This window comes from Mycobacterium sp. RTGN4, assembly GCF_033804635.1.
Taxonomy (GTDB): Bacteria; Actinomycetota; Actinomycetes; order Mycobacteriales; family Mycobacteriaceae; genus Mycobacterium.
Map to the genome: position 1 here is coordinate 1 of NZ_JAPZLB010000023.1, position 22,948 is coordinate 22,948.

Sequence of the window (22,948 nt, forward strand, 5' to 3'; positions counted from 1 at the left end):
CGGCTGCCTACGACACCGCACCCACTACGACGAACACAAAGCCTGGGCGCACCGTCAACACAACCACGGCGCCCAGGCCGCTTGACACTTACGAACCTGGGATGTCTAGCTCGCCGATGGCACTCGCCCGACCGGTGATCGCCATCAGCACGGCTTCCGCCGGTCCGGTCACCTCCGGTCCCGACCCGTGGCTCCAGTCCAGATCGGTCGGCATCAGGCGTACACCGCGGGCGAGGCGCCACCCCGGGAGCTCTGGACTACGCACGCTGTCGGCCAGGACCCATCGCAAGCGCTCAGCCGGGATCTGGCGTAGTAGACCAAGGGGGCGGCGGATGTCCTGATGATGGATCGTGACGTCGAGCAGGGCGAGCCGGCCCCCGAAAGTGGTGGCCAGCCCCTGTGGCCGCAGCTGAGACCGTAGCCGGTCGAGGAGCTGTTCGGTAGTGAGCGATGCGAGTTCGTCAACGCTCACCTGGTTGATGTGTACGATCCGACCGCGGATGGCCCGGCGAAACATGCCCAGCAGACTGACGCCGTCGAAGCTCATCACATGAGCGACCACGTCCCGGACACGCCAGCCCGCACACAACGACGGCGCCTCCCACTGCCCGGGCGTGAGAGTCGCCAGAAAATCGGCCAGGTCTGTCCGCTCGGCGGTGGCCATCTCGAGACAGTTCACGACATCACCTCCCCGAGCCGGTGCTCGCTGAAAGGACGTCTGTCGCGGGCTCAACCTTCTGTCTAGGCTAGCGGTACGCAAGGGGTCGGCCGCGGTTCTCACTCACGTGTCATTTATGACATCGCGATGACATTGAAACTGAGACGATGACATCAGGTTTGAGAACTGACACCGCCGCGTGTGGCTTCTCAAACTTCTTGTCCACCAGCGATCTCCTGAGCTGCGCGGACAGTTGCGTTCTCACCTGCTGTCCATCCTTCAAATTCTCACGTTGGTGTCCACTCGCACGCGGGGCGCGCATTGGAGTCAGGCCGCACTGATCTTGCCCAATAGGTTCCTGGCTGTGAGGTTTCGTCACGTGACCCAGCGAAGTCGACGGCCTACAGGATTGTTTCACCCTGGCGACTTCCGTCGCTGCGCTGCGTCGTTGCCCAATCGCGGATCGCTATGACGAACTCCTCGGGGGCGTCGGACTCGACGTAGGTGCCCGCACCGTCCACGATGACCGTTTCGTGCTCGGGGAAGGCAACTTCCAGACGCTGACGCTCCTGGGCACGGAAGGCGATATCGGCATCACCCCACACGATCAGCGTCGGCAGGTGCGCGAGACCGGCGAGGCCGGCCTCAACCTCGGCGAAGAAAGCGCGGCTGGCAAGGACCCGGCTCGGGAGCACGGCACAGGCCTGCCGTCGCTCAGCGGTATCGAGTGCCTGCCGGTAGTGGGTCATCTCTGCAGCCGTCGGCTGGCGCCGTCGGTGCCCGGCGGGGATGAAGGCGTTGACGAGGAGGTTGAACTGCCGGACCAGCAATCGCATCGGGAGTCCGCCGACGATGCGGGAAAAGGCCTCAAAGTGCAGGACACCGTTGACCGGCCACGCCCAAGTGTTGGCGAGTACCAGCCGATCGAAGACGCCTGGGCGCCGCTGCGCGGCGGCTAGGCCGATCGGGCCACCCCAGTCTTGCCCGACCAGCGTGACCCCGTTCAAGCCGAGGGCGTCGACGAACCCGGTGACCACCTCGGCATGCTCCTCGGGAAAGTAGCGGTAACCAGGCTTGGCCGTGGAGAGCCCGAAACCCGGGTAATCCAACGCAATACACCGAAATTCATCTCGGAGCGCGGAGATCACGTCGCGCCACAGAAACGACCAGGTCGGGTTGCCATGCAGCAAAAGCAGTGTGGGACCTGACCCTTCATCGACGTAGTGCACGGTATGCCCGTCGATATCGATGAAGCGGCTCTCGAAGGGGAACAGGTCGTCGTCGACCCAGGTGGGTCGCGCGTTCTTGGTGGATTCGGTCATGATGCCCCCTGGTGTGCCAGCCTGCTCGATTACTTGACGGTTTCATATATGCTTGAATAACTCAAGCACTAGGGAGAATGTATGCGCAGCTACGGGCAGTACTGCGGGCTCGCGCGTTCCCTTGAGGTCGTTGGTGACCGGTGGAACCTGCTGATCGTCCGCCAGCTCCTCGTCGCCCCCGCCCGCTACCGCGACCTCGTCGTCGGCCTCCCCGGCATCGCGACCAACCTTCTCGCCGACCGGCTTCGCGACCTCGAGTCCTTGGGTGTGGTCGAGCGGCGACTCGCCGACGAAGGCAGTGTGGTCGAGTACGCCCTCACGCCGTGGGGCGCCGAGCTACGCCAGCCGATCGAGAGCCTGATCCGCTGGTCCACCCCACTGATGATTCGCGGCCCCGAAGGCGATTCCTTCCGCCCCGAGTGGCTCGCCCTCGCCATCCCTGCCCTGCTCGGTGCCCGGGTCAAGGTTCGCTCCTCGGCGACGGTCGGCCTCGACATCGGTGACGAGTCACTGCTACAGCTCCGCGCGTCGCGTGCTGGCTTCGAAGTCGGTCCGCATGACGGCCGCGACCTCGACGCCACCGTCCGCGCCGACCCCACCTACGTCCTCGGCCTCGCCGCCGGAGCCCTCACCCTCGACGACGCCCGCACCCTCGCACTGGTCGAGATCGACGGCGACGAGTCCATCGTCCGCACCGTCTTCGCCGCCTGATCGCTATTCACCAGCTGAAAGTGCCTAGGAATCCCTAGTAAAGCGCCGCCCCGGTATTGGGTGCTTTGCCCCTGATTGGCGAGTAACTCCAAGGTGTCACTCGCTCAGTCACTTTGGCGCGCTGCCAACTTCCCCAACGCGATGACCCCCTGCTTGATCGACTCAACCACCGCGGACGGGTCGGCGTCGCGCAGCTCAACGATGTTGGACGTCAAGGCCAGTGTTGCGAACCCGTGTGACAACGACCAGCCCGCGAGTGCGAGCGAGCTGACCTCGTCCTCGGTGACGGGCTCCGACCGATCGGCACTCAGGCTCGCCCGAGCGGTGTCGTGCAGCATCCCGAACGCGGCTTCCTTGGCGGCCAACAACGCTGGATCATCGCCGCGGTACAGATAGGGACGAAACATCACCTCGAAGTGACCGGGATAGGCGAGGGCAAAAGCGATGTAGGCCTGGCCGCCCTGAAGAAACCCATCAGGTCCATTCACACCCGAGCCCAGCGCTTCGGCTTGCAGCCGAAACCCCTCGGCCGCCACCGCGGTGAAGATCCCGGTCTTGTCTCCGAACTGATAGGCCAGCGCGGCGTGCGACACGCCTGCGCGGCGTGCGATGCGCCGCATGCTGACCGAGGCAACTCCGACGGTTCTGACTTCCTCGACCGTGCCATCGATCGCCGCGCGTTCGAGATCGCCGTGGTGATACGGGCGCGGACTCGTTGCCATGAACAGCCACGGTACCGGGAATCTGACCATTGATAAGTTCCGCCGTTTGCGGCAGTATCAGCATCGACCCTGAACTTACCGTTGGAAAGATTAGTAGCTTGAGGGGCGTTGATGAGCAACTCTGAGCCGGCCACAAACAGGCGTGCGAGAGCCTGGCATTCGGAGCGAGTGGCGCAGTGGACCGGCGTCATCGGGTTCGCGCTACCAGCACTCACCCTTGCCACCTACCCGATCTGGTCGTTTCCCGGGACTCAGACTGCCGGTACCGAAGTGGCGCGCTGGGCGACGGCCAACCACGACCGGCTGATTGTGACGATGCTGCTCAACACCGTTGGTGTCACACTATGGCTCGTATTCGGCGCCGCGGTATATGCAGTCCTTCGCGATCGCCTTCCCGCGCACTCGATGCTTCCGATGTGCTTCGGAGCAAGCTTTGTCGGCTGTGTGGTCCTGCTGCTCAGCGGATTCACCGCTTTCAACCTGCTGCTGTACCGCGATCACGGCCCCGAGATATCAACCTTGCTCTACGACTTGACGTTCGGACTGTTGGCCATGTCCGGTCTGCCTACCGTGGTTGCGCTCGGATCGTTCGCCGTTGCGGTGTATGCCCACCCGTTGTTGCCGCGCTACACCGCGCATTTGGCCACGGCAGGCGCCGTCGTTCATCCACTCCTGCTCGGGACCTTCATCGTCAGCGAAGGTCCGCTTTCTCTTGAAGGCATCTCGATCACCGTGATGCCGGCGTTCCTGTTCGTCTGGATCCTCGGCACCGCACTTGCGGTGCCACACAACACTTCTCCAGAGCGAGCCGAGCGCAGCTGACAAACCGAAAACGATGATGCTCACAGAGGTGGAACTGATCACGTCCGTTCTCACCGCTTCAGGTTGAGACTGACACTGCGACGCCCCGCTCTCAAAACATGCGGCGCGCTGGCCCGCTGCCACCGCCTCGGAACTAGACGTGGCGGCGCGTCAGGTTTCGAACCGTAGGCCCGCGGTCGGGACGGCGTTGTCGGTATCGCCCCCATGCCTCGCATCGGCGCGAGTGCCGGTGCGGGTGGGCCGCAGTCCGATGAACGCGATCAGGGCACCCAGCCAACATGCGCCGACCGCGACCCACGTGGCGTCTTGCATCGCTACTCCGAAGGACGCCTTGATGAGCAGCAGGACGTGTTCGCCGAACTCGGCGGGCAGGGTGCGGGCCAGGTCGGACCCGGCGATCACCGAAGAACTCGCCGCCGCCTTCGCGGCGAATGCACGGGCGCAGCGACAAGACTCGCGCAGGAGCGGCCGGTTCTGCTCGAGGCCCGCGACGCCGTGACGGGTCTCCGTCCGGATGATCGTCTGCCAGACAGCTTCATCCCATTGAAGCCCGCACCGGCTTACCTCCAGCCCGACAACATCATTGGCGAGCTGGTCCACGGAATCGAAGTCATGGGGTCATACGGTCCCGCGTGGCTGATCGAAACGCTGTTCGTCCCGCAGGATTACGTGGCCGTCGTCGCCTCTGGCGGCCTGAACGCCCAATCCAACGTGGTCGGTGTGCGCGAGCACCCGGTGGCGTCGTACCGCGGCCTGTTGGCGGTGGGGCGCAATTTCAATGTCATCTCGCGACGCTCTGACCTGCTATGTTGCAATATGTCTCGCCCGATGTCATCTGGGATTGGTCTCAAATTCGTGTCACTTTTTTGAGCCCGCCTCACCGTCCGTGCCAGACGGTGACACAGAGGCGTGCGTACGGTCGCGTGAGCGCTGGTTGTTTCGTCACATGACGCCATACCGCTCGCCGCTGAGAACATCCCATGACCGGAAATCCGACGGGGGCGGACCGCTATCCGACGACGCTGGTGGTCGCGCATTCAAAAACAGGACGCTCGCTTGCCTCGAAGGCACTCCGTCGGACGGAGGCTCATTAGATATGTTGTCTGACAGTACTTTACGAGGATACCGTGGATGGTGGTCATTGTCCCTCACGAACTACCAATTGTTTAAGTTCTTGTCCAGCAAAGGATTCACTGCTGATGCTGACCACAATCGGGACCGCCAAGGACTATCCACCAACAAGACGGCGAAAGACGCGCCCGCCAAGAAGCCCGCGGCGAAAAAGGTTACCCGGGCAGATCCACCCGCAGCGCCAGGTGTTCATCGAGTATCCGGCGCAGCGCGGTGTCCATCGGATGCGAGGTCGTGGCCGAACCCGCCGTACACCACGACTACCGTGCCCTCACGTAGTTCGGTCTTTTCGACCTGATCGACGAACGGATGGAACAACGCGAGCGGGGTGGCCATGTAATGCAGCGCCCGGCGCGACTCGTTCCACCCGGCGGCATACACTAGTCCGTGTTGGGTGATCACAAAGCGTTCCGAGGTGATCCTCGCGTTCGAGGTCTCGGCATTGCCCCCGATTCCCACGGTTCGATACACCCCCTGATGACGTGGGTCCTCGAACGAATCGTCCTCAAGCGCAGCCGCACCCAAGGTCCGGACCTCTATCGTTGCGATGTCGCCGATCCACCACCTGAACCCTGACGCACCACCATTCCTCATCATCCACGGAGCCAACGATCCGTCGTTTCACCGACACAAGCCCGCGACTTCGCCGACCGCTTACGCCACGTCACCAGCTGCGAAGGCACGGCCGCCAGCTGTACAGCCGCAGCGGTGCAGCTATCTGACCCAATTGCGCAGATCTGTGCTCGATAGCCAGCGCCGATAGTCCCCGCACTACGGAAGACACCTCGGCGGCTGGGGCCGTCTTCGACAAAGCGCATAACCTGTCGTGATGCTGAGCAAGTTGGTCGAAATCCCCGGTGGTCTAGTTCACATGGGGTCCAGTGACTTCTATCCCGAGGAGGCCCCGGTTCATACGGTGTCGGTGGCGCCGTTCGCAATCGAGCGTCATCCGGTGACGAATGCGCAGTTCTCCGAATTCGTCACTGCCACTGGCTATGTCACAGTGGCCGAACGGGCGCTGGATCCTGAGGCGTTCCCCACGGTGCCCCCCCAAGACCTCGTTGCCGGTGCGTTGGTATTCACGCCGACTGCCGGTCCAGTCGACCTGCTGGACTGGCGGCAATGGTGGACGTGGGTGCCTGGCGCGTCCTGGCGGCATCCGTTCGGACCCGAGTCGACGATCGAGGACCGCCTCGAGCACCCGGTCGTGCAAGTCTCCTACCCGGATGCCGTCGCGTACGCGAGCTGGGCGGGTCGCCGGTTGCCCACCGAGGCGCAGTGGGAGTACGCGGCACGGGCAGGTTCCACGACTGCGTACGCGTGGGGAGACGAGGTCCGACCGGACGGCCAGTTGATGGCCAACACCTGGCAAGGACGCTTCCCGCACCGCAACGACGGCGCACTGGGCTGGGCAGGAACCTCGCCTGTCGGCACCTTCCCGCCCAACGGCTTGGGCCTCGTAGACATGATCGGCAACGTCTGGGAGTGGACAACGACGCAGTTCACCCGACGCCGCCGACCCGACGAACCGGCCGAGGGCTGCTGTCCGCCGCCGTCGCCGTTAGGTGATCCGGGGGTACACCAAGCACTCAAGGGCGGGTCACATCTGTGCGCGCCGGAGTATTGCCACCGCTACCGACCGGCTGCTCGGTCGTCGCAGTCCCAGGACAGCGCTACCACTCACATTGGTTTCCGCTGCGTCACCTGACCGGCGCAAGGTGCCGAAAGTGGCGAAACTTGAGTAGCAACGCCGCCGAGAAGGCGCTGGCCTGAGCATTTTCTCGACGTGGAGTGGCGTAACATTCCGCTTACCGCCACCCCCTCGATGAGGTGGCACAGTGAGTGCATGCCAAGGCAACCCAAGGTTCCCCCGAAGGACTTTCCGCGTCCGTCGGTGCGGGATTACGCGGGTACCCGTGCCGATGCGGCGCGGTGGGTGCGCGACGTCCTGCGCAGTCAGATCCTTGAAGGGGCATTCGGCGGCTTGGCCGCCGCCCGCCCGGCGCTCCCGTCGGAGTCGGAGCTTGCCGCAGAACTCGGCGTGAGCCGCAACGCAATCCGTGAGGCTTTGGAACTCTTGCGCGGCGAGGGTCTCATCACCCGCGTCCAGGGATCGGGCACGTTCGTCACCGGCGCGAAACTACGACAGCACCTTGACCGGTTGGAGGGTCTGGCGGAATCGCTTGCGGGACATCAATTACCGGTTGACAACGAGGTGCTGTCGGTGCGCGAGTCCACCGCCACCCCGTTCGTCGCGGCCAAACTGGAGCTCCCGGAGAACGCGCCGATCCTGTTCATCGAGCGGCTGCGATCCGTCGGCGGCCTGCCGCTTTCGCTCGACACCACGTCGCTGCGGATCGGCGCCATCCCGGTCGACGCCGAACTGACTCAGCAGGACGTGTTCGCGCTCATCGAGCAGGAACTCGGCGTCCGCTTGGGTTGGGCGGAGATCACCGTGGAATCCGTTGCGGCGGACGCGAAAACCGCCGAATTACTCAAAATCCGCCCCGGTGCACCGCTGCTGTTGCTGCACCGGTTGACCCACCTGGAGGACGGCACGCCGTTCGACCTCGAGACCGTGCGGTATCGCGGTGACCGGTGCTCTTTGGTGACCACGGCGGCACGCGAATCCACCTCGCCGCCACCGTAGTCGGCGCCGTCCTCCTCACCTTCTACACGTACTGATTCAAGACAACCAACAAGAGAGGTGTATTCAGCATGCCCGAACAACCCAACATCGTCTATTTCCACGTCGACAACCTCGGCATGGGCGAACTCGGATGCTACGGGGGAGGAATCCTGCGCGGCGCCAACACCGCTCGGGCGGACGCCTTCGCCGCCGAGTCGCTGAAGCTGTCCCACTTCGTCGTCGAACCGCAGTGCACACCGACCCGGTCTGCGTTGATGACCGGGCGATACCCGATCCGCTCGGGCAACCACACCATCGCGCTGGGCGGCAACGGCGGCGGCATCGTCGCCTGGGAGCGCACGATGGGCGACATCCTCTCCGAAGCGGGCTATGCCACAGCGTGTTTCGGCAAGTGGCACATCGGCGCCGAGGATGGTCGCTGGCCCACCGACCACGGATTCGACGAGTGGTACGGCCCGGCCCGGACCTACGACGAATGCCTCTGGCCAGATGACCCCTGGTATGACGGCGACCGCGACGGCTACTCCTACATGTACGACGGCACCAAGGCCGACGGCGTCACGACCACCGACCAGCAGCTGACCGTGAAGCTCAAGGGGCAGATGGACGGCGAGTACGACCGCCGCGCCAAGGACTTCATGAAGCGCAGCGTCGACGCCGACAAGCCGTTCTACCTCTACCACAACCACTCGCTGATGCACTTCCCCATGGAAGTGCGCGACGAGTTCAAGGGCAAGAGCACCAACGGCAACTGGGGTGACTCGCTGCTGATGCTCGACCACGACTTCGGCAGCATCCTGGACACGCTGACCGAACTCGGCATCGAGGACAACACCATCGTGGTCTTCGCCGGCGACAACGGCGCCGAAGACCACCTGGCCGGCCGCGGAACCGCGGGATTCTTCGACGGCTCCTACTTCAGCTCGGCCGAGGGCGGTATCCGCACACCGTGCCTGATCCGCTGGCCTGACAAGGTGGCGCCACGGGAGAGCAACGACATGGTGCACGTCACCGACATGTTCCCCACGCTGCTGCGCTGGGCCGGCTGCGACGTTCCAGACGATCGGATCATCGACGGCATCGACCAACGCGAATTCTTCAGTGGTGAAGCCGAGGAATCCAAGCGCGACGGCTGCATGGTGTGGCTCAACGAAGAGCTGCACGCCGTCAAGTGGTCACAGTTCAAGATCAACTTCAAACGCCAGCAGCACTTCCACGACCCCGAAATCCCCCTGGGGTTCGCTCGCATCACCAACCTGCTGGAGGACCCGAAGGAACGGGAGGCGGTCAACCAGACCTGGGTGCGGTGGTGGGTCATGCAGCACGCCTATCGCTTCATCAACGAGTTCGACGAGAGCGTCAAGACCGAGGAACTCATCCCGTCCGGTGCGCCCATCGACTTCGTTCCCACCCGAACGAGCTAGGAGTACACGAGTGGCCGCGCGGAACACCCCGAATGCCTACGGCGCCGAGTCGATCACCATCTTGGAGGGGCTCGACGTCGTCCGCAAACGACCCGGGATGTACATCGGATCCACCGGTGAGCGCGGTCTGCACCATCTGATCTGGGAGGTGGTCGACAACGGGGTCGACGAAGCGATGGCAGGGCAGGCCAGTCGGGTGGAAGTCACCTTGCTGGCCCACGGCGGGGTCGAGGTCACCGACGATGGGAGAGGGATTCCGGTTGCGATGCACGCGACCGGAATCCCCACCATCGACGTCGTGATGGCCCAACTGCACGCGGGCGGGAAGTTCGACTCGGACTCCTACAGCGTGTCGGGCGGATTGCACGGTGTCGGCGTCTCGGTGGTCAATGCGCTCTCGACACGGCTCGAGGTTCAAATCTGTCGGGATGGCTACCGCTGGTCCCAGCACTACGACCATTCGGTACCCGGCACCTTGACCCGGGGGACGCCGACGACCCGCACCGGCACCACGGTGCGGTTCTGGGCCGACCCCGAGATCTTCGAGACCACGCTCTACAGTGCCGAGACCGTGGCGCGGCGCCTGCAGGAGATGGCCTTCCTCAACAAAGGGCTCGCTCTGACCCTGACCGATGAGCGCGAGGGAGCCACGGCCGCCGACGGCGGGCACAGCCGCACCCGCAGCTTCCACCATCCCGGGGGTCTGGCCGACTTCGTGAAGCACATCAACCGCACCAAGACCCCAATTCAGCCGAGCGTCATCGAATTCTCCGGTCACGGACCGGGCCACGAAATCGAGATCGCGATGCAGTGGAATGACGGTTACTCGGAGTCGGTGCACACCTTCGCCAACACCATCAACACCCACGAGGGTGGCAGCCACGAAGAGGGGTTTCGGGCGGCGTTGACCAATGTGGTCAACAAGTACGCCCGGGAAAAGAAGCTGCTCGCCGGAAAGGACGCCAGCCTCACCGGCGACGACATCCGGGAGGGACTGGCCGCGGTGGTCTCAGTTAAACTTGCCGAGCCCCAGTTCGAGGGCCAGACCAAGACCCGGTTGGGCAATGCCGAGGTCCGATCGTTCGTACAGAAGATGTGCCACGAGAAACTGACGCACTGGTTCGAGGCCAACCCGGCCGAAGCCAAGATCGTCATCGCCAAGACCGCCTCCTCCGCGCGGGCCCGCCTGGCCGCGCGCAAGGCCCGCGAGCTGGTGCGCCGCAAGAGCGCCACCGACCTCGGGGGCCTGCCGGGTAAGCTGGCCGACTGCCGTTCCACCGATCCTCGAAAATCGGAACTGTATGTGGTGGAGGGTGATTCGGCGGGCGGCTCGGCCAAGAGCGGCCGAGACTCCATGTTCCAGGCCATCCTGCCGTTGCGGGGCAAGATCATCAACGTCGAGAAGGCGCGCATCGACCGCGTGTTGAAGAACACCGAAGTTCAGGCGATCCTGACTGCGCTGGGCACGGGGATCCATGACGAGTTCGACATCACCAAGTTGCGGTATCACAAGATCGTATTGATGGCCGACGCCGACGTCGATGGCCAGCACATCTCGACGCTGCTGCTGACGCTGCTGTTCCGGTTCATGCGCACGCTTGTCGAGGATGGTCATGTCTTCCTGGCGCAGCCGCCGCTGTACAAGCTGAAATGGCAACGCGCAGAGCCCCAATTTGCTTACTCCGACCGCGAACGCGACGGTCTGCTCGCCGCCGGCCAAGCGGCCGGAAAGCGAATCAACAAGGCCGATGGCATCCAGCGTTACAAGGGCCTCGGTGAGATGGACGCCAAGGAACTGTGGGAGACCACCATGGATCCGAGCGTGCGGGTACTGCGCCAGATCACCCTCGACGACGCCGCTGCGGCCGACGAATTGTTCTCCATCCTGATGGGCGAAGACGTCGAAGCCCGACGCAGTTTCATCACCCGCAACGCGAAAGACGTGCGTTTCCTGGACATTTGAATCAGAACCGGCACTACAGCAGCAGGTAGGTCACTACTAGCAGCGCCAACACCAGGATCGACGCTCCCGTCAGCAGCACTGCGCGTCGCGCGCTGGCTGGACCAGGCAGTGGGCGCATCGCGAGCGCCCGGCGACGCCACAGCCCCACCGCGTACACCGCCAGCGCGAGCAGCGCCGCCGCAACGGCGGTCATGAGGCGGCCCGGGTGCTCCCGCACGTCGGCCGCACCGTGGTCCTTGAGTAGAACCAAGACGCCAGACGCGGCGACGGACAACGCCGTTCGCGTCCACGCCAGCATCGTCCGTTCAGCCTGCATTCCGCGATCGGCTGACGGCGCGGCGGGGGTCATCGGCCGCCGGTGGTCGCCGCGAATGCGAGGCCCACCGTCACCAGGCCGATCGCCATCAGCGTCACGCTCAGGTAGATCGGGGCCGATGGCCGTGGCAGCGGCCGATCGCGGCGGATCGCATGATCGACCTGCGCCCACCGATGCAGGCCCGCACCGGAAGTCAGCGTCGCCAACACCCCGATCGCGCCCCCGAGTGCGTGGCGCAGTCCGGGGACGGCCAACTCGGGCATGAACTGCACGACGCCGACTGCCGCGGCGAGCAAACCCAGCGCCGTGCGCTGCCACGCTAAAAACGTGCGCTCGTTGGCGAGGGTGAAACGGTAGTCCGGCTCCAGGACGGGCGTCGCCGGTGCTGACGATGATGCCGTCGCCGGGTCTAAAGCGGTTGGCAGGCTTGAATTCTCCACGATCACTCAGTCTTTCGGCGACAGCGTCGAAAGACCAGAGGATGGGCGGTGGCGTAACTCAGGATTCACCTTCCCGATGGCCGGGCCTGCGGCTCCGATCGCGACGCCCTGGCGGACTCCGATCGGACGACCGCGCCGCGAATCGCTGACCTGATGTGCCCTACCAGGACAGCTGGCGTAACTGCGGCGCAACCTCTGGTGACGGCGCGGTAATAGAACGCCCGGACGCTGGACTGGGTGTACGACGAAATGCAATCCCGTCATCCCGGTCCCCGCACCCGCGGCACCCGACCGTCACCGATGTGGTGCGCGTGGGCAGTGGTCGCCGTGACGGTCGCGTTCGCCGGGGCCTCACAGCTGCTGACCGCCGGTGGCCTGCTCACCGAAGACACCGTGGTGATCAACGTGGGCTATCAGTCCAAGACCATCAACACCGTCAACGCCGGCACCCTGATGCGCGACCGCGGCGAATTCGAACAAGCTCTCACGAGGCTCGGGGCGGCCAACGGAAAGAAATACCGGGTCGTCTGGCAGGACTTCTCCTCCGGCGCACCCCTGACCGCACAGATGATCGCCACCCACGTCGACATCGGCTCCATGGGCGACTACCCGCTGCTCACCAACGGATCCAAGACCGCGAAGTACAGCGACGCCCAAACAGAGCTGATCGCCGCCACCGGATACAACCTGCGAGGCTCGCTCAACCAAGTCGTGGTTCCCACCGATTCCACCGTCCACACACTGGCCGACCTCACCGGCAAACGGGTGTCGACCAGCCTCGGCTCGGCCGGTGACGGAATGTTCACCACCGCCCTGCAGCGCAACCACATCTCCACTGACGCCGTGCACACCGTCAACCAGGACCCGTCGATCGGCGCGTCGGCGATCGACGGCGGACAGGTCGACGCGCTGGCGCAATTCGTTCCGTGGCCGCAACTGGTGATATTCCGCGGCCAGGGCCGGCTGCTCTACGACGGCGGGGACAACAGCGTGCCGACCTTCCATGGCGTCATCGTGCGCAAACAGTTCGCCGCCGGAAACCCGGAGGTGATGACCGCCTTCATGCAGGCCATGAAGTCCACCACCGAATACATCGTCAGCCACCCACTGGCCGCCGCACTACGGGTCAGCGCACTCACCGGCGTCGAACCCGAGGTGGTCTATCTCTACAACGGACCCAACGGGTTGGTGTCCTTCGACATGACGCTGAAAGACCAGTTCACCGCGGCGCTGCGGAACATCAAGACCTTCTTGGTCAACCGCGGTTCCGTGGCCATGACCTTCGACGTCGCGTCCTTCGTCGACGACGGTTATCTACGTCAACTGTTCGGCGGTGACTACCAGCGCCGCCGTGAGGACCTCACCAACCCGTCGTCATTGAGCGGCTACGACGAACTATGCCGGCTACCGGTCGGCGATCCGAAACTGGCCTCGGAGGTGTGGGCCCGCGGCGCCGACGTCACCCACGTGTCGGCGACCCCCACCTGCTTGCTGCGCCGCGTCGCGGCCACCGCTGAGGTGCGCGCCGCTTACGTGCCCGACACCCTCACCACTACCCGGCTCTTCGCCGATCACGCGGTGTGGCTTGATGATCCGACCGCGCCGGCCACGCAGCGCTACAAGCCCTTCGCCACCGCCGAAGGTGCCCAGCAATACCGCTCCGGACACCCCGAAACCCAACCGGTGACATACGCGACCGCAGTGACGCAGTCACGTACGTCCGGCTAGCCACCCACCAAAGCGTCAAGGAAGGAAACCCATGACACCGACACTGACAATGGACGGCGCGCTCGCGCGGCCCGTCCCAGCCACCCCAGCCGAGCCCGGCGCACCAACGCTGCGCGCCCGACTGAGCGGCCGCATCCCCACCAAGCTTCGGCTACGCGCCGCCGCGGCGGTTCTCCCGCTGATCCCCATCGTCGTATTCGTCACGCTGTGGCAGGTGCTGACCGCGCACAGCGTGGTCGCCTGGCTGCGGTTCAACCGAATGCCCGCCCCGATGAGCGTCCTGGATGCCTTGCTCGCCCGGGTCAACTCCGGCGGCTACTACGAAGACCTGGTGGCTAGCCTGCAACGCATCCTGCTCGGCTTCGGGCTGGCAGCGCTGATCGGCGTTGCGGTGGGTATCCTCGTCGGCCGCTCGGATATCGCGCGAATGATGTTGCGGCCGTTCATCGAAATCGTCCGGCCCATTCCGGCGATCGCCCTGGTGCCGTTGACCATCCTGCTGTTCCCCTCCAGTGAACAAGGCATCGTGTTCATCACCTTCTTCGCCGCCGTCTTCCCCGTCCTCATCAGCACCATCCACGCCATGGACTCACTGCCCATGGTGTGGGAGGAGGCCGCCAAGACCATGGGGGCGGGTCGGCTCTCGCTGCTAATGCACGTCGTGTTGCCCGGAGCACTACCAGGCATCTTCAGCGGACTCTCGGTGGCGATGGGGGTTGCGTGGATCTGCGTGGTCAGCGCCGAGATGATCTCCGGACAGTTCGGAATCGGCTACTACACCTGGCAGTCCTATGGCCTGCTCGACTACGCCGGCGTCGTGGTCGGCATGATCTCGATTGGCGCGCTCGGCCTGATTACCGCATGGGTGGTAGAACGCATCGGCCGTCGCGTCAATCACTGGTTGCCCCGGGGTGCCCGATGAGCGCCGGCGCCGTGATACTCGACCAACTCAAACTCGGATTCGGTGGTGTTCTGGCCGCAGACATCACCTTCACCGCTCGTCCTGGCGAAGTCGTCGTCTTTCTCGGCCCGTCCGGGTGCGGCAAGTCGACGATCTTGCGCGCACTCGCTGGCTTGCTCACCCCGCTGAGCGGTCATGCCACCGTTGACGGTGCACCCGTCGTCGGCAATGCCGCACAGTGCGCCATGGTGTTCCAGGAAGATGCATTGCTTCCGTGGCGCACGGCTGCCAAGAACGTGCAATACCCGATCAAACTGCGCGGAATTGGCGGCAAGGAATTGAAGGCCTCGGCGCAGGCACGGCTCGAACAGGTCGGGCTTGGGCCCTACGGGCACCATCTGCCTAGCCAACTTTCCGGCGGGATGCGCCAACGCGTCCAGTTGGCCCGCACCCTGGCGTGCGAGCCAAAGGTGATGCTGATGGACGAGCCATTCGGCGCCCTGGACGCTCAGACGCGACTGGACATGCAACAACTGCTGATGAGGGTGTGGGAGCAGCAGAAGATGACCATCCTCTTCGTCACCCACGACGTCGACGAGGCCTTGCTGCTCGCCGACCGGATCGTGCTGCTCAGTCACCGGCCCGCGACCGTCGTCGACTTCATCACCATCGATCAACCACGCACACCGGCGGCGCAGTTCGAGCAGACCTATCAGCTCCGCCGAAAGGCCATTCTCGAATTCCTCGGCCACAGCCCTGCGGCGACCGCGTGAGTCTCACCCTTCCCGGCGTGAACTCCCGTGAAGAGCACCGCAGTACGTCGGTGATGACGACACTGCGCTCACCGACGCGACTGCGCGCCGAACTGCTTGCGGGCCTCGTCGTCGCCCTCGCGTTGATCCCTGAGGCGATCGCCTTCTCGGTCATCGCCGGGGTCGACCCCCGAGTCGGGCTCTTCTCCTCGGTCACGATGGCCATCACCATCGCGATCGCCGGCGGCCGGCCGGCGATGATCTCCGCGGCCACCGCAGCCGTGGCGCTCGTGGTCGCCCCGGTCGCCCACGAACACGGGCTGAGCTACCTGGTGGCGACGATCATCTTGGCCGGTGTGTTCCAGATGCTGCTGGCCATGGTCGGCGTTGCGAAGCTGATGCGTTTCATCCCGCGCAGCGTCATGATCGGCTTCGTCAACGCACTGGCCATCCTGGTGCTCGTCTCGCAACTGCCGCACCTGCTCGGTGTCCCCTGGCTGGTGTATCCGCTCACCGCAGCCGGCATCGCGATCATGGTCGTGCTGCCGAAGGTCATGACCGCCGTACCCGCGCCACTGGTGGTCGTGCTGGTGCTCACTGCAGCGGTGATCGGCTTCGGCTGGCACGTCCCAGACGTGGGAGCCCAAGGGGCACTGCCCCATTCACTTCCGATACCGTCCCTACCGGACATACCCGTAACGTGGGCGACAATACGAATCATCGCTCCCTACGCGGCCGGCGCAGCATTAGTCGGACTGCTCGAGTCACTGATGACCGCCAAACTCGTCGACGACCTCACCGACACCCCGTCGAACAAGACCCGCGAAGCGGGCGGTCAAGGCATCGCCAACATCGTCACCGGAATCTTCGGCGGCATGGGCGGTTGCGCAGTCATCGGCCAGACCATGATGAACGTCAAAGTCGCTGGCGGCCGAACACGACTGTCGACCTTCTTCACCGGCGGGTTCTTGCTGCTGCTGATCGTGTCCCTGGGCGACCTCGTCGGTCGGATTCCGATGGCGGCGCTTGCCGCCGTCATGATCATGGTGTCGGTCGCCACCTTCGACTGGCACAGCGTCGCACCCCGCACCTTAAAAGTGCTGCCGCGCAGCGAGACTCTGATCATGGTCGTCACCGTCTTCGCTACCGTCGGCACCGGCAACTTGGCCATCGGCGTTTCGCTGGGCGTGCTCACCGCGATGGTGGCCTTCGCTCGCCGCGTGGCCCACCTCACCACCGTCGAATCAGATCACCAACCCGGCGTCGACGACGGCGGCACCCGCACTTACCGCGTGCGCGGCGAACTGTTCTTCGCCTCCAGTAACGATCTGGTGCACCAATTCGACTATGCCAACGATCCCGATGACGTCCTGATTGACATGTCCGACACCGATATTTGGGATGCATCCTCGGTGGCCGCCCTCGACGCCGTCCGCGGCAAGTACCACGCGCGAGGCAAGACCGTACGACTCACCGGGCTCGACGGCGCCAGCCTCGAACGGCTCAATCGACTCTCGGGCCGACTCGGCATGTGAACGATCAGATCCACTTGCCTCAGATCCAACTGGGCGCCTCAATGAGCGTCGCACCCTAGTCGTCGGCGGCGAACGCTTCGCGCAGAAACGGTGTGGAGTCGACCATCGATGCGAGCACGGTGCCGCTGTGGTCTTCTTCGGGATAGATGTGCAGGGTGACGTTCTGGTTGTTGGCGACCAGCTGGTCGTAGAACGACAGTGTCGACTCCGGTGGCACGTCGCGGTCGAGGAGCCCGACACCAAGGAAAATGGGTCGGTCGAAGCCGGTGGCAGGGGTTCCCATGAAGGCGTAGAGCGCGTCGGCCATGCCGGGGATCGAATTTAGCGGCGCGGTGAACAATGCCGCTGGCGTCAGGTGGGCGAGTTCATCGGAAAGGGCTAGGGTACAGACGGTTTCGGCGCGGTCGGCGGCATGTAGCCCGGCGGGACTGAGCACGCTATTGATGTTGAGGTCGGGTCGTGCCTCGCGCAGCGCGGCAAGGATGTAGGCGGCGTAGGCGTTGGCGATCGGCCCTAGCTCGGGCAGCTTGAGGTCTGGGCCGGTCTGCTTGACGAGCTTGTCGATGTTGGCGGGGGTGCCGGTCGCCACCACGCCGCGGTAGTCAAGACCGGAGCCCTTGCTGAATTCGGTGGCCCAGCGAGCGCTGCTGATGGCGGCGCCGCCGCCCTGGGACTGGCCGACGACGGCCCATCTGGGTGACAACGGCAGCCCCATGTCGTGTGCCGCGATCACGGAGTCGACGACGCCGTGGGCGGTGGTCACGCTGTTGAGGTAGCTCATCAAGCCGGGGGTTCCGAGGCCGGCGTAGTCGCTGGCGACGACGGCGTAGCCCTCGCCCAGCCAGTGCGACAGGTACTCGTCGTCGCGAGGGGTACGCGGCAGCGCGGACGGGGTGCAGTCGTCACCAAGGCCGACGGTGCCGTGCGCCCACGCGATGACCGGGAATCCACCTTCGGGCGCCGGGCCGGGCGGCAGGAACACCGCGCCGGTGCTGACTGTGGGCTGGTCGTGCTGGTTGACCGTGGAATAGAGCACGCGGTACGCGGGGCCGGCGCCGGTCAGCGACAACGCGGGATCCAACGGCACGGACGCGACGGTGGTCCCCGGCGGAGGTATCGGTCCGGCGAAGAAGCGCGCATCGAGCCCCGACCAGTCCGGCACGGCGGCGCGAGCCGCGGCCATCGGAAGAACGGACAGTGCCAACACCAGCAGCATCGACATCCATGTCGCGCGTCGCCACAATTGCATGGCCAGAGTCAATCAGACGACCAGACATGATCTCGCACTCCTACAGCTGAACCATTGCCAAAGCTCAGGTTGCACTCGGGTCAGCGGCGGATCGTTGGTCTGATGGCATTCAAGCCGAGGTCGGTCGTGGCAGCGATGCTCGCGGGTGGCGCCACGGTGGCGGCGCTGATCGGTGCACCGACGGCCGCTGCCGACGGTGCCGACGGCACCATCGCCGACCTGCAGGCCCAGGGCTACCTGGTGAATATCAACTGGATCAACGGCGCCTCCAAACCTCGGCGGTGTGCACCGTGACTGGCGTCAACAATCCCTCCAGTTCGCCGCCCAAGACGGGTGACACCGTGTACGTCGACGTCGTGTGCCCGAACCACAACGAGGACTGACAGCAGCGTCCACGTGCTCGGCGTGGCGTTCCACCGATCACAAATTGGACTTGCGGGTCCATTTTTGCGAAGGCAAGCTCGATTTCGTAAGCCACGAAATCACCTTGTTACGGAGCAACTCTCATGGCACTGGATCAGTACTATCTGCTCGGACGTTCAGGACTGCGGGTCAGCAGACTGGCGCTCGGCACGATGAACTTCGGCACCGGGGGCTACCACGCCGCCTACGGCAAGACCGAGGACGAGGCGCGCCCCATCTTTCGCCAATACCTCGACGGCGGCGGAAACTTCATCGACACCGCCGATTTCTACACCGCGGGGGAGAGCGAGACGATCGTCGGGAGGCTCATCGCCGAGGCCAAGGTGCGCGATCGGGTGGTGCTCACCACCAAGTTCACCAACAGCGTCGCCCCCGGCGACCCGAACGCCGGAGGCAACGGGCGCAAGCACATGATCCGGGCGCTCGACGACTCCCTGCGCAGGCTCGGCACCGACTACGTCGACCTCTTCTTGCTGCACACGTGGGACAGGCTCACTCCGGTGGACGAGGTCTTGCGCACCTTCGACGATCTGGTGCGGGCCGGGAAGATCCGCTATGCCGGACTGTCCGACGTGCCCAGTTGGTATGCGGCGCAAGCCCAGACGCTCGCCGACGCGCATTCCCTACCGCCCATGATCAACCTGCAACTGCCCTATTCGTTGGTCGAGCGGGGGATCGAGGTGGAGCACGTGGCGATGGCCCAGACCCTTGGGCTGGGCATCACGGTCTGGAGCCCGCTAGGAGGCGGCTTCCTCAGCGGGAAGTATCGCGCCGCCGATCGAGGCCTGTCCGGTGACGGCCGGCTGAGCATCGCGGGAGCGTCCGGACTCGACCTGACCGAAAGGGATTGGGACTTGCTCAAGCCGCTTGGTGACGTCGCCGACCAGCTTGACGTGACTATGGCCCAGGTGGCGATCAACTGGGCCGCCACCCAGCCCGGCATTGCGTCGGCCATCGTCGGCGCGAGCAGCGCGGACCAAATCGAGGCCACCATGGCAGCGCTCGACTTCGAGCTGCCCGCAGCCCTACGCGCCGAACTCGACCAGGCCAGCGCGGTACCGCCCGAGTCGGTGTATCGGATGTTCACACCTGGCTACCAGAACCAACTCATCAGCCCAGGCGTCAAGGTCGGGGACAAGCCCGCGGGTTACCTTCCCGGGGTGCGGAACTGGCTTCCTGGGGGTGCCGCGTGAGGGCAGCGGGAGGGAGCACGACGCCGACATCCGTACTGCTGTGAACCCAGGTCGGGAAGCCTTTCGACGGACTCGGTGTTGATCTCTACGCCGTCGCGTCAGGGCCGTTCGCTTGGCCACAGGGGAGCCCGAGGCGGCGTGAGTATGGTCGGAATCTGGGGTTGATCGAACGGATGGTTGATGGCGCAAACCCTGCTCAGGGGGCGCAGCGAGGCGATGTCGCAGGCGCTGAGCGCGCTGCGGCGCGCGGCGCGCACCGGGCAGGGTGCCCTGGTCGTGATCAGCGGAGAACCGGGCATCGGTAAGTCGGCGGTGCTGCGCGCCGTCGTCGAGCAAGCCGGCCGGTCGGGCTTCATCGTCGGTAGCGGCAAGGCCGAGCATGGGGACCAGATCGCCCCGGGCGCCCCGCTGCTGGTCTCCCTTCGATCGGGCCCGCAACCGCTGTTGCCCGGCGACGCGTTCGCCAGCCTCGCGCCGCTCTACGACAAGCCGTTGTGGCTGGTCGATCGAATCGGCGCGCTGCTGGAGGAGTTGGCCGCGACCGCGCCGGTACTCGTCGCCATCGATGATCTGCAGTGGGCGGACCGGCTGACCAGGTTCGCGCTCCGGGTGCTGCCCGCCCGGCTGTCGGGCTCTCCGGTGGTGTGGCTGGTGACCAGCCGGTGGGCCCCACGCGCTGCGCTCGACGAGGTCATCGCAGGCACCGACGACTCGACCACGATCACTCGCATCGCGTTGGACCCGTTGGCTCCCAACGACATTGACGAACTTGCGTCCGACCGCCTCGGCGCCGAGCCGGCTGCACAGCTCCGGACTCTGTTGGGCGGCGTCGGAGGCAATCCATTCTGGGCGGTCCAGGTGATCGACGGTTGGACCCGCCGACGCGAGCGGAGGCAGCACGTCGGCGACCTGTCCGCAGAGTTGTCGGTGGGCGTGCGTGCGCGACTTGACGCGCTGTCGGCTCAGGGCGCCGCGCTGACTCGGCTGGCGGCCGTCTGGGGCCGAGCGCTGAGCATGCCCGACGCCGGCATCCTGCTGGGTGACGTCTCCGATGCGCAAGTGCGAATTCTGGCGCGCGAAGGCGTCGACAACGGGTTGCTCGGCAGCGCCGAAGGCGCCGTGTTCTTTCCGCACGACCTGGTCCGCGAGGCCGTCTACGCCGACATTGCGCCTGCTGACCGACGGGCACTCCATCGAGCCTGCGCCCGCTACGTCGTCGGCGACGGCGGATCGGCCCTGGCCGCCGCTGCCCACTTCCGGGCGAGCGCGGTGCAGGACGACGAGGAAGCCATCGTCGCACTGGAGGAGGCCGCTCGCGAATGCCTCGTCTCCATGCCGGATCAGGCCGCCGAACTGGCTCAGCAGGCGTTCGCGCTGAGCTCACCAGGACGCCCGCTGTGGTTCGTGGCCGGTATTCGGACGGTGGAGACGCAGGTCAACGCCCAGCACGACCGCCAGGCCCTCGTCGTCGCGGACCGGCTGCTCGCCGTTGCCTCCGAGGCCGAGCTCATCGCACGGATCGAACTGCAGGCTTGCCGCGCGCTCTGGTGTGTCGGCGAATGCGAACAGATGGAAAGGCGTTCCAGCGCCAGCATGAGCCAGCCCGGGGTGTCCGCGGTGTCGCGCGCGCAACTGGCCTCGGCCAGGGCGCTTGCGGCGACCAGGACGCAGTCTCCTGCGGTCGCCGCTGCCATGGCCGACGACGCACTCGCCGAGGGCCGCAGGCTCGGAGACTTCTACTCCCAAAGGCTGGCCGTGGTCGCGCTGATCGAGAATGCCCGCAACGAGGGCCGACACCGCCTCGCCCTCGACCGCTTCACCGACCTGCGGCGACTGTCGGATTCCGCGTACCAGGCCGAAGAGATCCGGACGCTTCAACATCTGGATCACTACGACGACGCCGAGGCCATGCTCATCAAGATTCGCGAGGCGTCAGACGATGTCGACAAGGCGCTGCCGTCGATGTTGTACGCGCAGATGTGGCAAGACCACAATCTCGCGCGCCTCGATGCCGCCGAAGCGGGGGCGAGCACTTTGTTGACGCTTGCCGACGAGACGGGCAACCACCGATATCGGCTCAGCGCACAAATGGTGCTGGCCGCCGCGGCGATGCACCGGGGCGAGCACCCGCGGGTGGCCGAGGTGCTGGCCTCCGTCGAGGATGACGCGCCCCATGAAGGCAGCGTCCCCAGCCTGCGGTTGATGCAGGGCTGGTTGAAGGCGGGCACCGGTGACGCCGGGGCCGGCCTGGCGATGCTGGAACCGCTGCTCGACGGCGCCGCAGAGTTTCGCGATCCGTGGCCGTGGTCCCCGCCGTGGATGCGGACACTTGCCCGCATCGGGCTTGACGCCGGCAATCAGGCGTTGGCGCACAAGGCCGCCGCGATCGCCGATCTTGTCGCGCAACGCAATCCAGGTGTGGCCACGTTGGATGGCACGGCATTACACATTCACGGCTTGATCGCCGACGATGCCGGACTGCTCGGCGACGCAGTCCGTACACTCCGCGAGTCCCCCCGACCGCTCTTGCTTGCCGACGCGCTGAAAGACCTCGGGGCGACCCTGCTGAAGCAGGATCAGCCGACCGCCGGTGCCGACGCGCTCTTGGAGGCGTCGGAGCTCTATCAGAGCATCGGCGCGTCGGCGAGCGTCCGATCGATAGCGAATCTCCTTCGCAGACAAGGTATCCGAGGCGTTCGGATACCCCAGGCGGCGGCCCGGCCTCAAACGGGTTGGGCGGCCCTGACGCCGACCGAACTGCGTGTCGTCGAGTTGATCAGCGCGGGACACGCGAACCGTTCTGCGGCAGCAGAATTGGGAGTCTCGCCGAATACCGTCAACACGCACATGCGGGCAGTGTTCAAGAAATTGGACGTCAAGTCGCGTGTCCAGTTGACGATCGCCTTCCAGGAATATTCGGCCGGCGGCGGTCCCACCGGCCAGGACTGAACCGCGTCGGCTGGATCGAATGGGTTGGCCAGGTGTGAACGCCGTCACCATCGGGTAGT

At 65.2% G+C, this 22,948-nt stretch carries 22 protein-coding genes; 14 read left to right on the forward strand and 8 right to left on the reverse strand.

Annotated elements, in window-relative coordinates:
• Nucleotides 1-88: 88 nt before the first annotated feature.
• Both SLQ30_RS31150 and SLQ30_RS31155 read right to left on the reverse strand, forming a co-directional pair.
• Nucleotides 89-679 (reverse strand): maleylpyruvate isomerase family mycothiol-dependent enzyme, encoded by a 591-nt coding sequence (locus tag SLQ30_RS31150; RefSeq protein ID WP_319451033.1) that lies wholly within the window; start codon nucleotides 677-679, stop codon nucleotides 89-91.
• 380 nt (nucleotides 680-1,059) lie between these two features.
• On the reverse strand, nucleotides 1,060-1,980 hold the full coding sequence (locus SLQ30_RS31155) for an alpha/beta fold hydrolase (RefSeq protein WP_319451034.1): 921 nt from the start codon (nucleotides 1,978-1,980) through the stop codon (nucleotides 1,060-1,062).
• Between the two features lie 81 nt (nucleotides 1,981-2,061).
• On the opposite strand from SLQ30_RS31155, the gene SLQ30_RS31160 reads away from it, so the two are divergent.
• Entirely contained in the window at nucleotides 2,062-2,691 is a 630-nt protein-coding gene (locus tag SLQ30_RS31160; RefSeq protein WP_319451035.1) for a helix-turn-helix domain-containing protein, read from the forward strand.
• A 104-nt stretch (nucleotides 2,692-2,795) separates the two neighbouring features.
• Here SLQ30_RS31160 and SLQ30_RS31165 read toward each other — a convergent pair whose 3' ends face one another.
• The gene (locus SLQ30_RS31165) at nucleotides 2,796-3,413 is read right to left on the reverse strand and encodes a TetR/AcrR family transcriptional regulator (RefSeq protein ID WP_319451036.1); all 618 of its coding nucleotides are present in this window, start codon (nucleotides 3,411-3,413) and stop codon (nucleotides 2,796-2,798) included.
• 111 nt (nucleotides 3,414-3,524) lie between these two features.
• Between SLQ30_RS31165 and SLQ30_RS31170 the strand changes: the two genes are divergently transcribed.
• Nucleotides 3,525-4,235: a hypothetical protein gene (locus SLQ30_RS31170; RefSeq protein WP_319451037.1), complete on the forward strand. Its 711-nt coding sequence runs from the start codon at nucleotides 3,525-3,527 to the stop codon at nucleotides 4,233-4,235.
• A gap of 150 nt (nucleotides 4,236-4,385) precedes the next feature.
• On the opposite strand, the gene SLQ30_RS31175 is transcribed toward SLQ30_RS31170, so the two are convergent.
• Nucleotides 4,386-4,547, reverse strand: coding sequence for a hypothetical protein (locus SLQ30_RS31175; RefSeq protein ID WP_319451038.1), 162 nt, complete (start codon nucleotides 4,545-4,547; stop codon nucleotides 4,386-4,388).
• Nucleotides 4,548-4,583: 36 nt separating this feature from the next.
• On the opposite strand from SLQ30_RS31175, the gene SLQ30_RS31180 reads away from it, so the two are divergent.
• Entirely contained in the window at nucleotides 4,584-5,105 is a 522-nt protein-coding gene (locus SLQ30_RS31180; RefSeq protein ID WP_319451039.1) for a hypothetical protein, read from the forward strand.
• A gap of 450 nt (nucleotides 5,106-5,555) precedes the next feature.
• Here SLQ30_RS31180 and SLQ30_RS31185 read toward each other — a convergent pair whose 3' ends face one another.
• Complete coding sequence (locus SLQ30_RS31185; protein ID WP_319451040.1) at nucleotides 5,556-5,702, reverse strand: hypothetical protein; 147 nt, start codon at nucleotides 5,700-5,702, stop codon at nucleotides 5,556-5,558.
• 493 nt (nucleotides 5,703-6,195) lie between these two features.
• Here SLQ30_RS31185 and SLQ30_RS31190 point away from each other — a divergent pair, with 493 nt between their 5' ends.
• The 4 genes from SLQ30_RS31190 (at nucleotide 6,196) to gyrB (ending at nucleotide 11,403) form a co-directional block, all read left to right on the forward strand.
• A complete protein-coding gene (locus SLQ30_RS31190) occupies nucleotides 6,196-7,074 on the forward strand; it encodes a formylglycine-generating enzyme family protein (protein ID WP_319451041.1) in 879 nt (292 codons plus the stop codon).
• 138 nt (nucleotides 7,075-7,212) lie between these two features.
• Nucleotides 7,213-8,016, forward strand: a complete 804-nt coding sequence (locus tag SLQ30_RS31195; RefSeq protein ID WP_319451042.1) for a GntR family transcriptional regulator — start codon at nucleotides 7,213-7,215, stop codon at nucleotides 8,014-8,016.
• A 68-nt stretch (nucleotides 8,017-8,084) separates the two neighbouring features.
• The gene (locus SLQ30_RS31200) at nucleotides 8,085-9,440 is read left to right on the forward strand and encodes an arylsulfatase (RefSeq protein WP_319451043.1); all 1,356 of its coding nucleotides are present in this window, start codon (nucleotides 8,085-8,087) and stop codon (nucleotides 9,438-9,440) included.
• A 10-nt stretch (nucleotides 9,441-9,450) separates the two neighbouring features.
• On the forward strand, nucleotides 9,451-11,403 hold the full coding sequence (gyrB, locus tag SLQ30_RS31205) for a DNA topoisomerase (ATP-hydrolyzing) subunit B (RefSeq protein WP_319451044.1): 1,953 nt from the start codon (nucleotides 9,451-9,453) through the stop codon (nucleotides 11,401-11,403).
• A 13-nt stretch (nucleotides 11,404-11,416) separates the two neighbouring features.
• On the opposite strand, the gene SLQ30_RS31210 is transcribed toward gyrB, so the two are convergent.
• Together SLQ30_RS31210 and SLQ30_RS31215 are read right to left on the reverse strand one after the other, a co-directional pair.
• Nucleotides 11,417-11,719 carry a DUF202 domain-containing protein gene (locus SLQ30_RS31210; RefSeq protein WP_319451045.1) on the reverse strand — a complete coding sequence of 101 codons (303 nt, stop codon included), beginning with the start codon at nucleotides 11,717-11,719 and terminating at the stop codon, nucleotides 11,417-11,419.
• A gap of 29 nt (nucleotides 11,720-11,748) precedes the next feature.
• A complete protein-coding gene (locus SLQ30_RS31215) occupies nucleotides 11,749-12,144 on the reverse strand; it encodes a YidH family protein (RefSeq protein ID WP_413468231.1) in 396 nt (131 codons plus the stop codon).
• Between the two features lie 252 nt (nucleotides 12,145-12,396).
• Here SLQ30_RS31215 and SLQ30_RS31220 point away from each other — a divergent pair, with 252 nt between their 5' ends.
• Genes SLQ30_RS31220 through SLQ30_RS31235 form a run of 4 tightly spaced genes read left to right on the forward strand, consistent with a single transcriptional unit; the run spans nucleotide 12,397 to nucleotide 17,075 of the window.
• The gene (locus tag SLQ30_RS31220) at nucleotides 12,397-13,887 is read left to right on the forward strand and encodes an ABC transporter substrate-binding protein (protein WP_319451046.1); all 1,491 of its coding nucleotides are present in this window, start codon (nucleotides 12,397-12,399) and stop codon (nucleotides 13,885-13,887) included.
• Between the two features lie 31 nt (nucleotides 13,888-13,918).
• On the forward strand, nucleotides 13,919-14,809 hold the full coding sequence (locus tag SLQ30_RS31225) for an ABC transporter permease (RefSeq protein ID WP_319451047.1): 891 nt from the start codon (nucleotides 13,919-13,921) through the stop codon (nucleotides 14,807-14,809).
• Nucleotides 14,806-15,561, forward strand: a complete 756-nt coding sequence (locus tag SLQ30_RS31230) for an ABC transporter ATP-binding protein (protein ID WP_319451048.1) — start codon at nucleotides 14,806-14,808, stop codon at nucleotides 15,559-15,561. The genes SLQ30_RS31225 and SLQ30_RS31230 overlap by 4 nt, the downstream gene beginning before the upstream one ends.
• A gap of 53 nt (nucleotides 15,562-15,614) precedes the next feature.
• On the forward strand, nucleotides 15,615-17,075 hold the full coding sequence (locus SLQ30_RS31235; RefSeq protein ID WP_319451085.1) for a SulP family inorganic anion transporter: 1,461 nt from the start codon (nucleotides 15,615-15,617) through the stop codon (nucleotides 17,073-17,075).
• 55 nt (nucleotides 17,076-17,130) lie between these two features.
• Here the strand turns inward: SLQ30_RS31235 and SLQ30_RS31240 are convergent, their stop codons facing one another.
• Nucleotides 17,131-18,297, reverse strand: a complete 1,167-nt coding sequence (locus tag SLQ30_RS31240) for an alpha/beta hydrolase family protein (protein WP_319451086.1) — start codon at nucleotides 18,295-18,297, stop codon at nucleotides 17,131-17,133.
• 129 nt (nucleotides 18,298-18,426) lie between these two features.
• On the opposite strand from SLQ30_RS31240, the gene SLQ30_RS31245 reads away from it, so the two are divergent.
• The 3 genes from SLQ30_RS31245 (at nucleotide 18,427) to SLQ30_RS31255 (ending at nucleotide 22,889) form a co-directional block, all read left to right on the forward strand.
• Nucleotides 18,427-18,618 carry a hypothetical protein gene (locus tag SLQ30_RS31245; RefSeq protein WP_319451049.1) on the forward strand — a complete coding sequence of 64 codons (192 nt, stop codon included), beginning with the start codon at nucleotides 18,427-18,429 and terminating at the stop codon, nucleotides 18,616-18,618.
• A gap of 212 nt (nucleotides 18,619-18,830) precedes the next feature.
• A complete protein-coding gene (locus SLQ30_RS31250; protein WP_319451050.1) occupies nucleotides 18,831-19,940 on the forward strand; it encodes an aldo/keto reductase in 1,110 nt (369 codons plus the stop codon).
• 180 nt (nucleotides 19,941-20,120) lie between these two features.
• On the forward strand, nucleotides 20,121-22,889 hold the full coding sequence (locus tag SLQ30_RS31255) for a helix-turn-helix transcriptional regulator (protein WP_319451051.1): 2,769 nt from the start codon (nucleotides 20,121-20,123) through the stop codon (nucleotides 22,887-22,889).
• The last annotated feature ends 59 nt before the right edge of the window (nucleotides 22,890-22,948 follow it).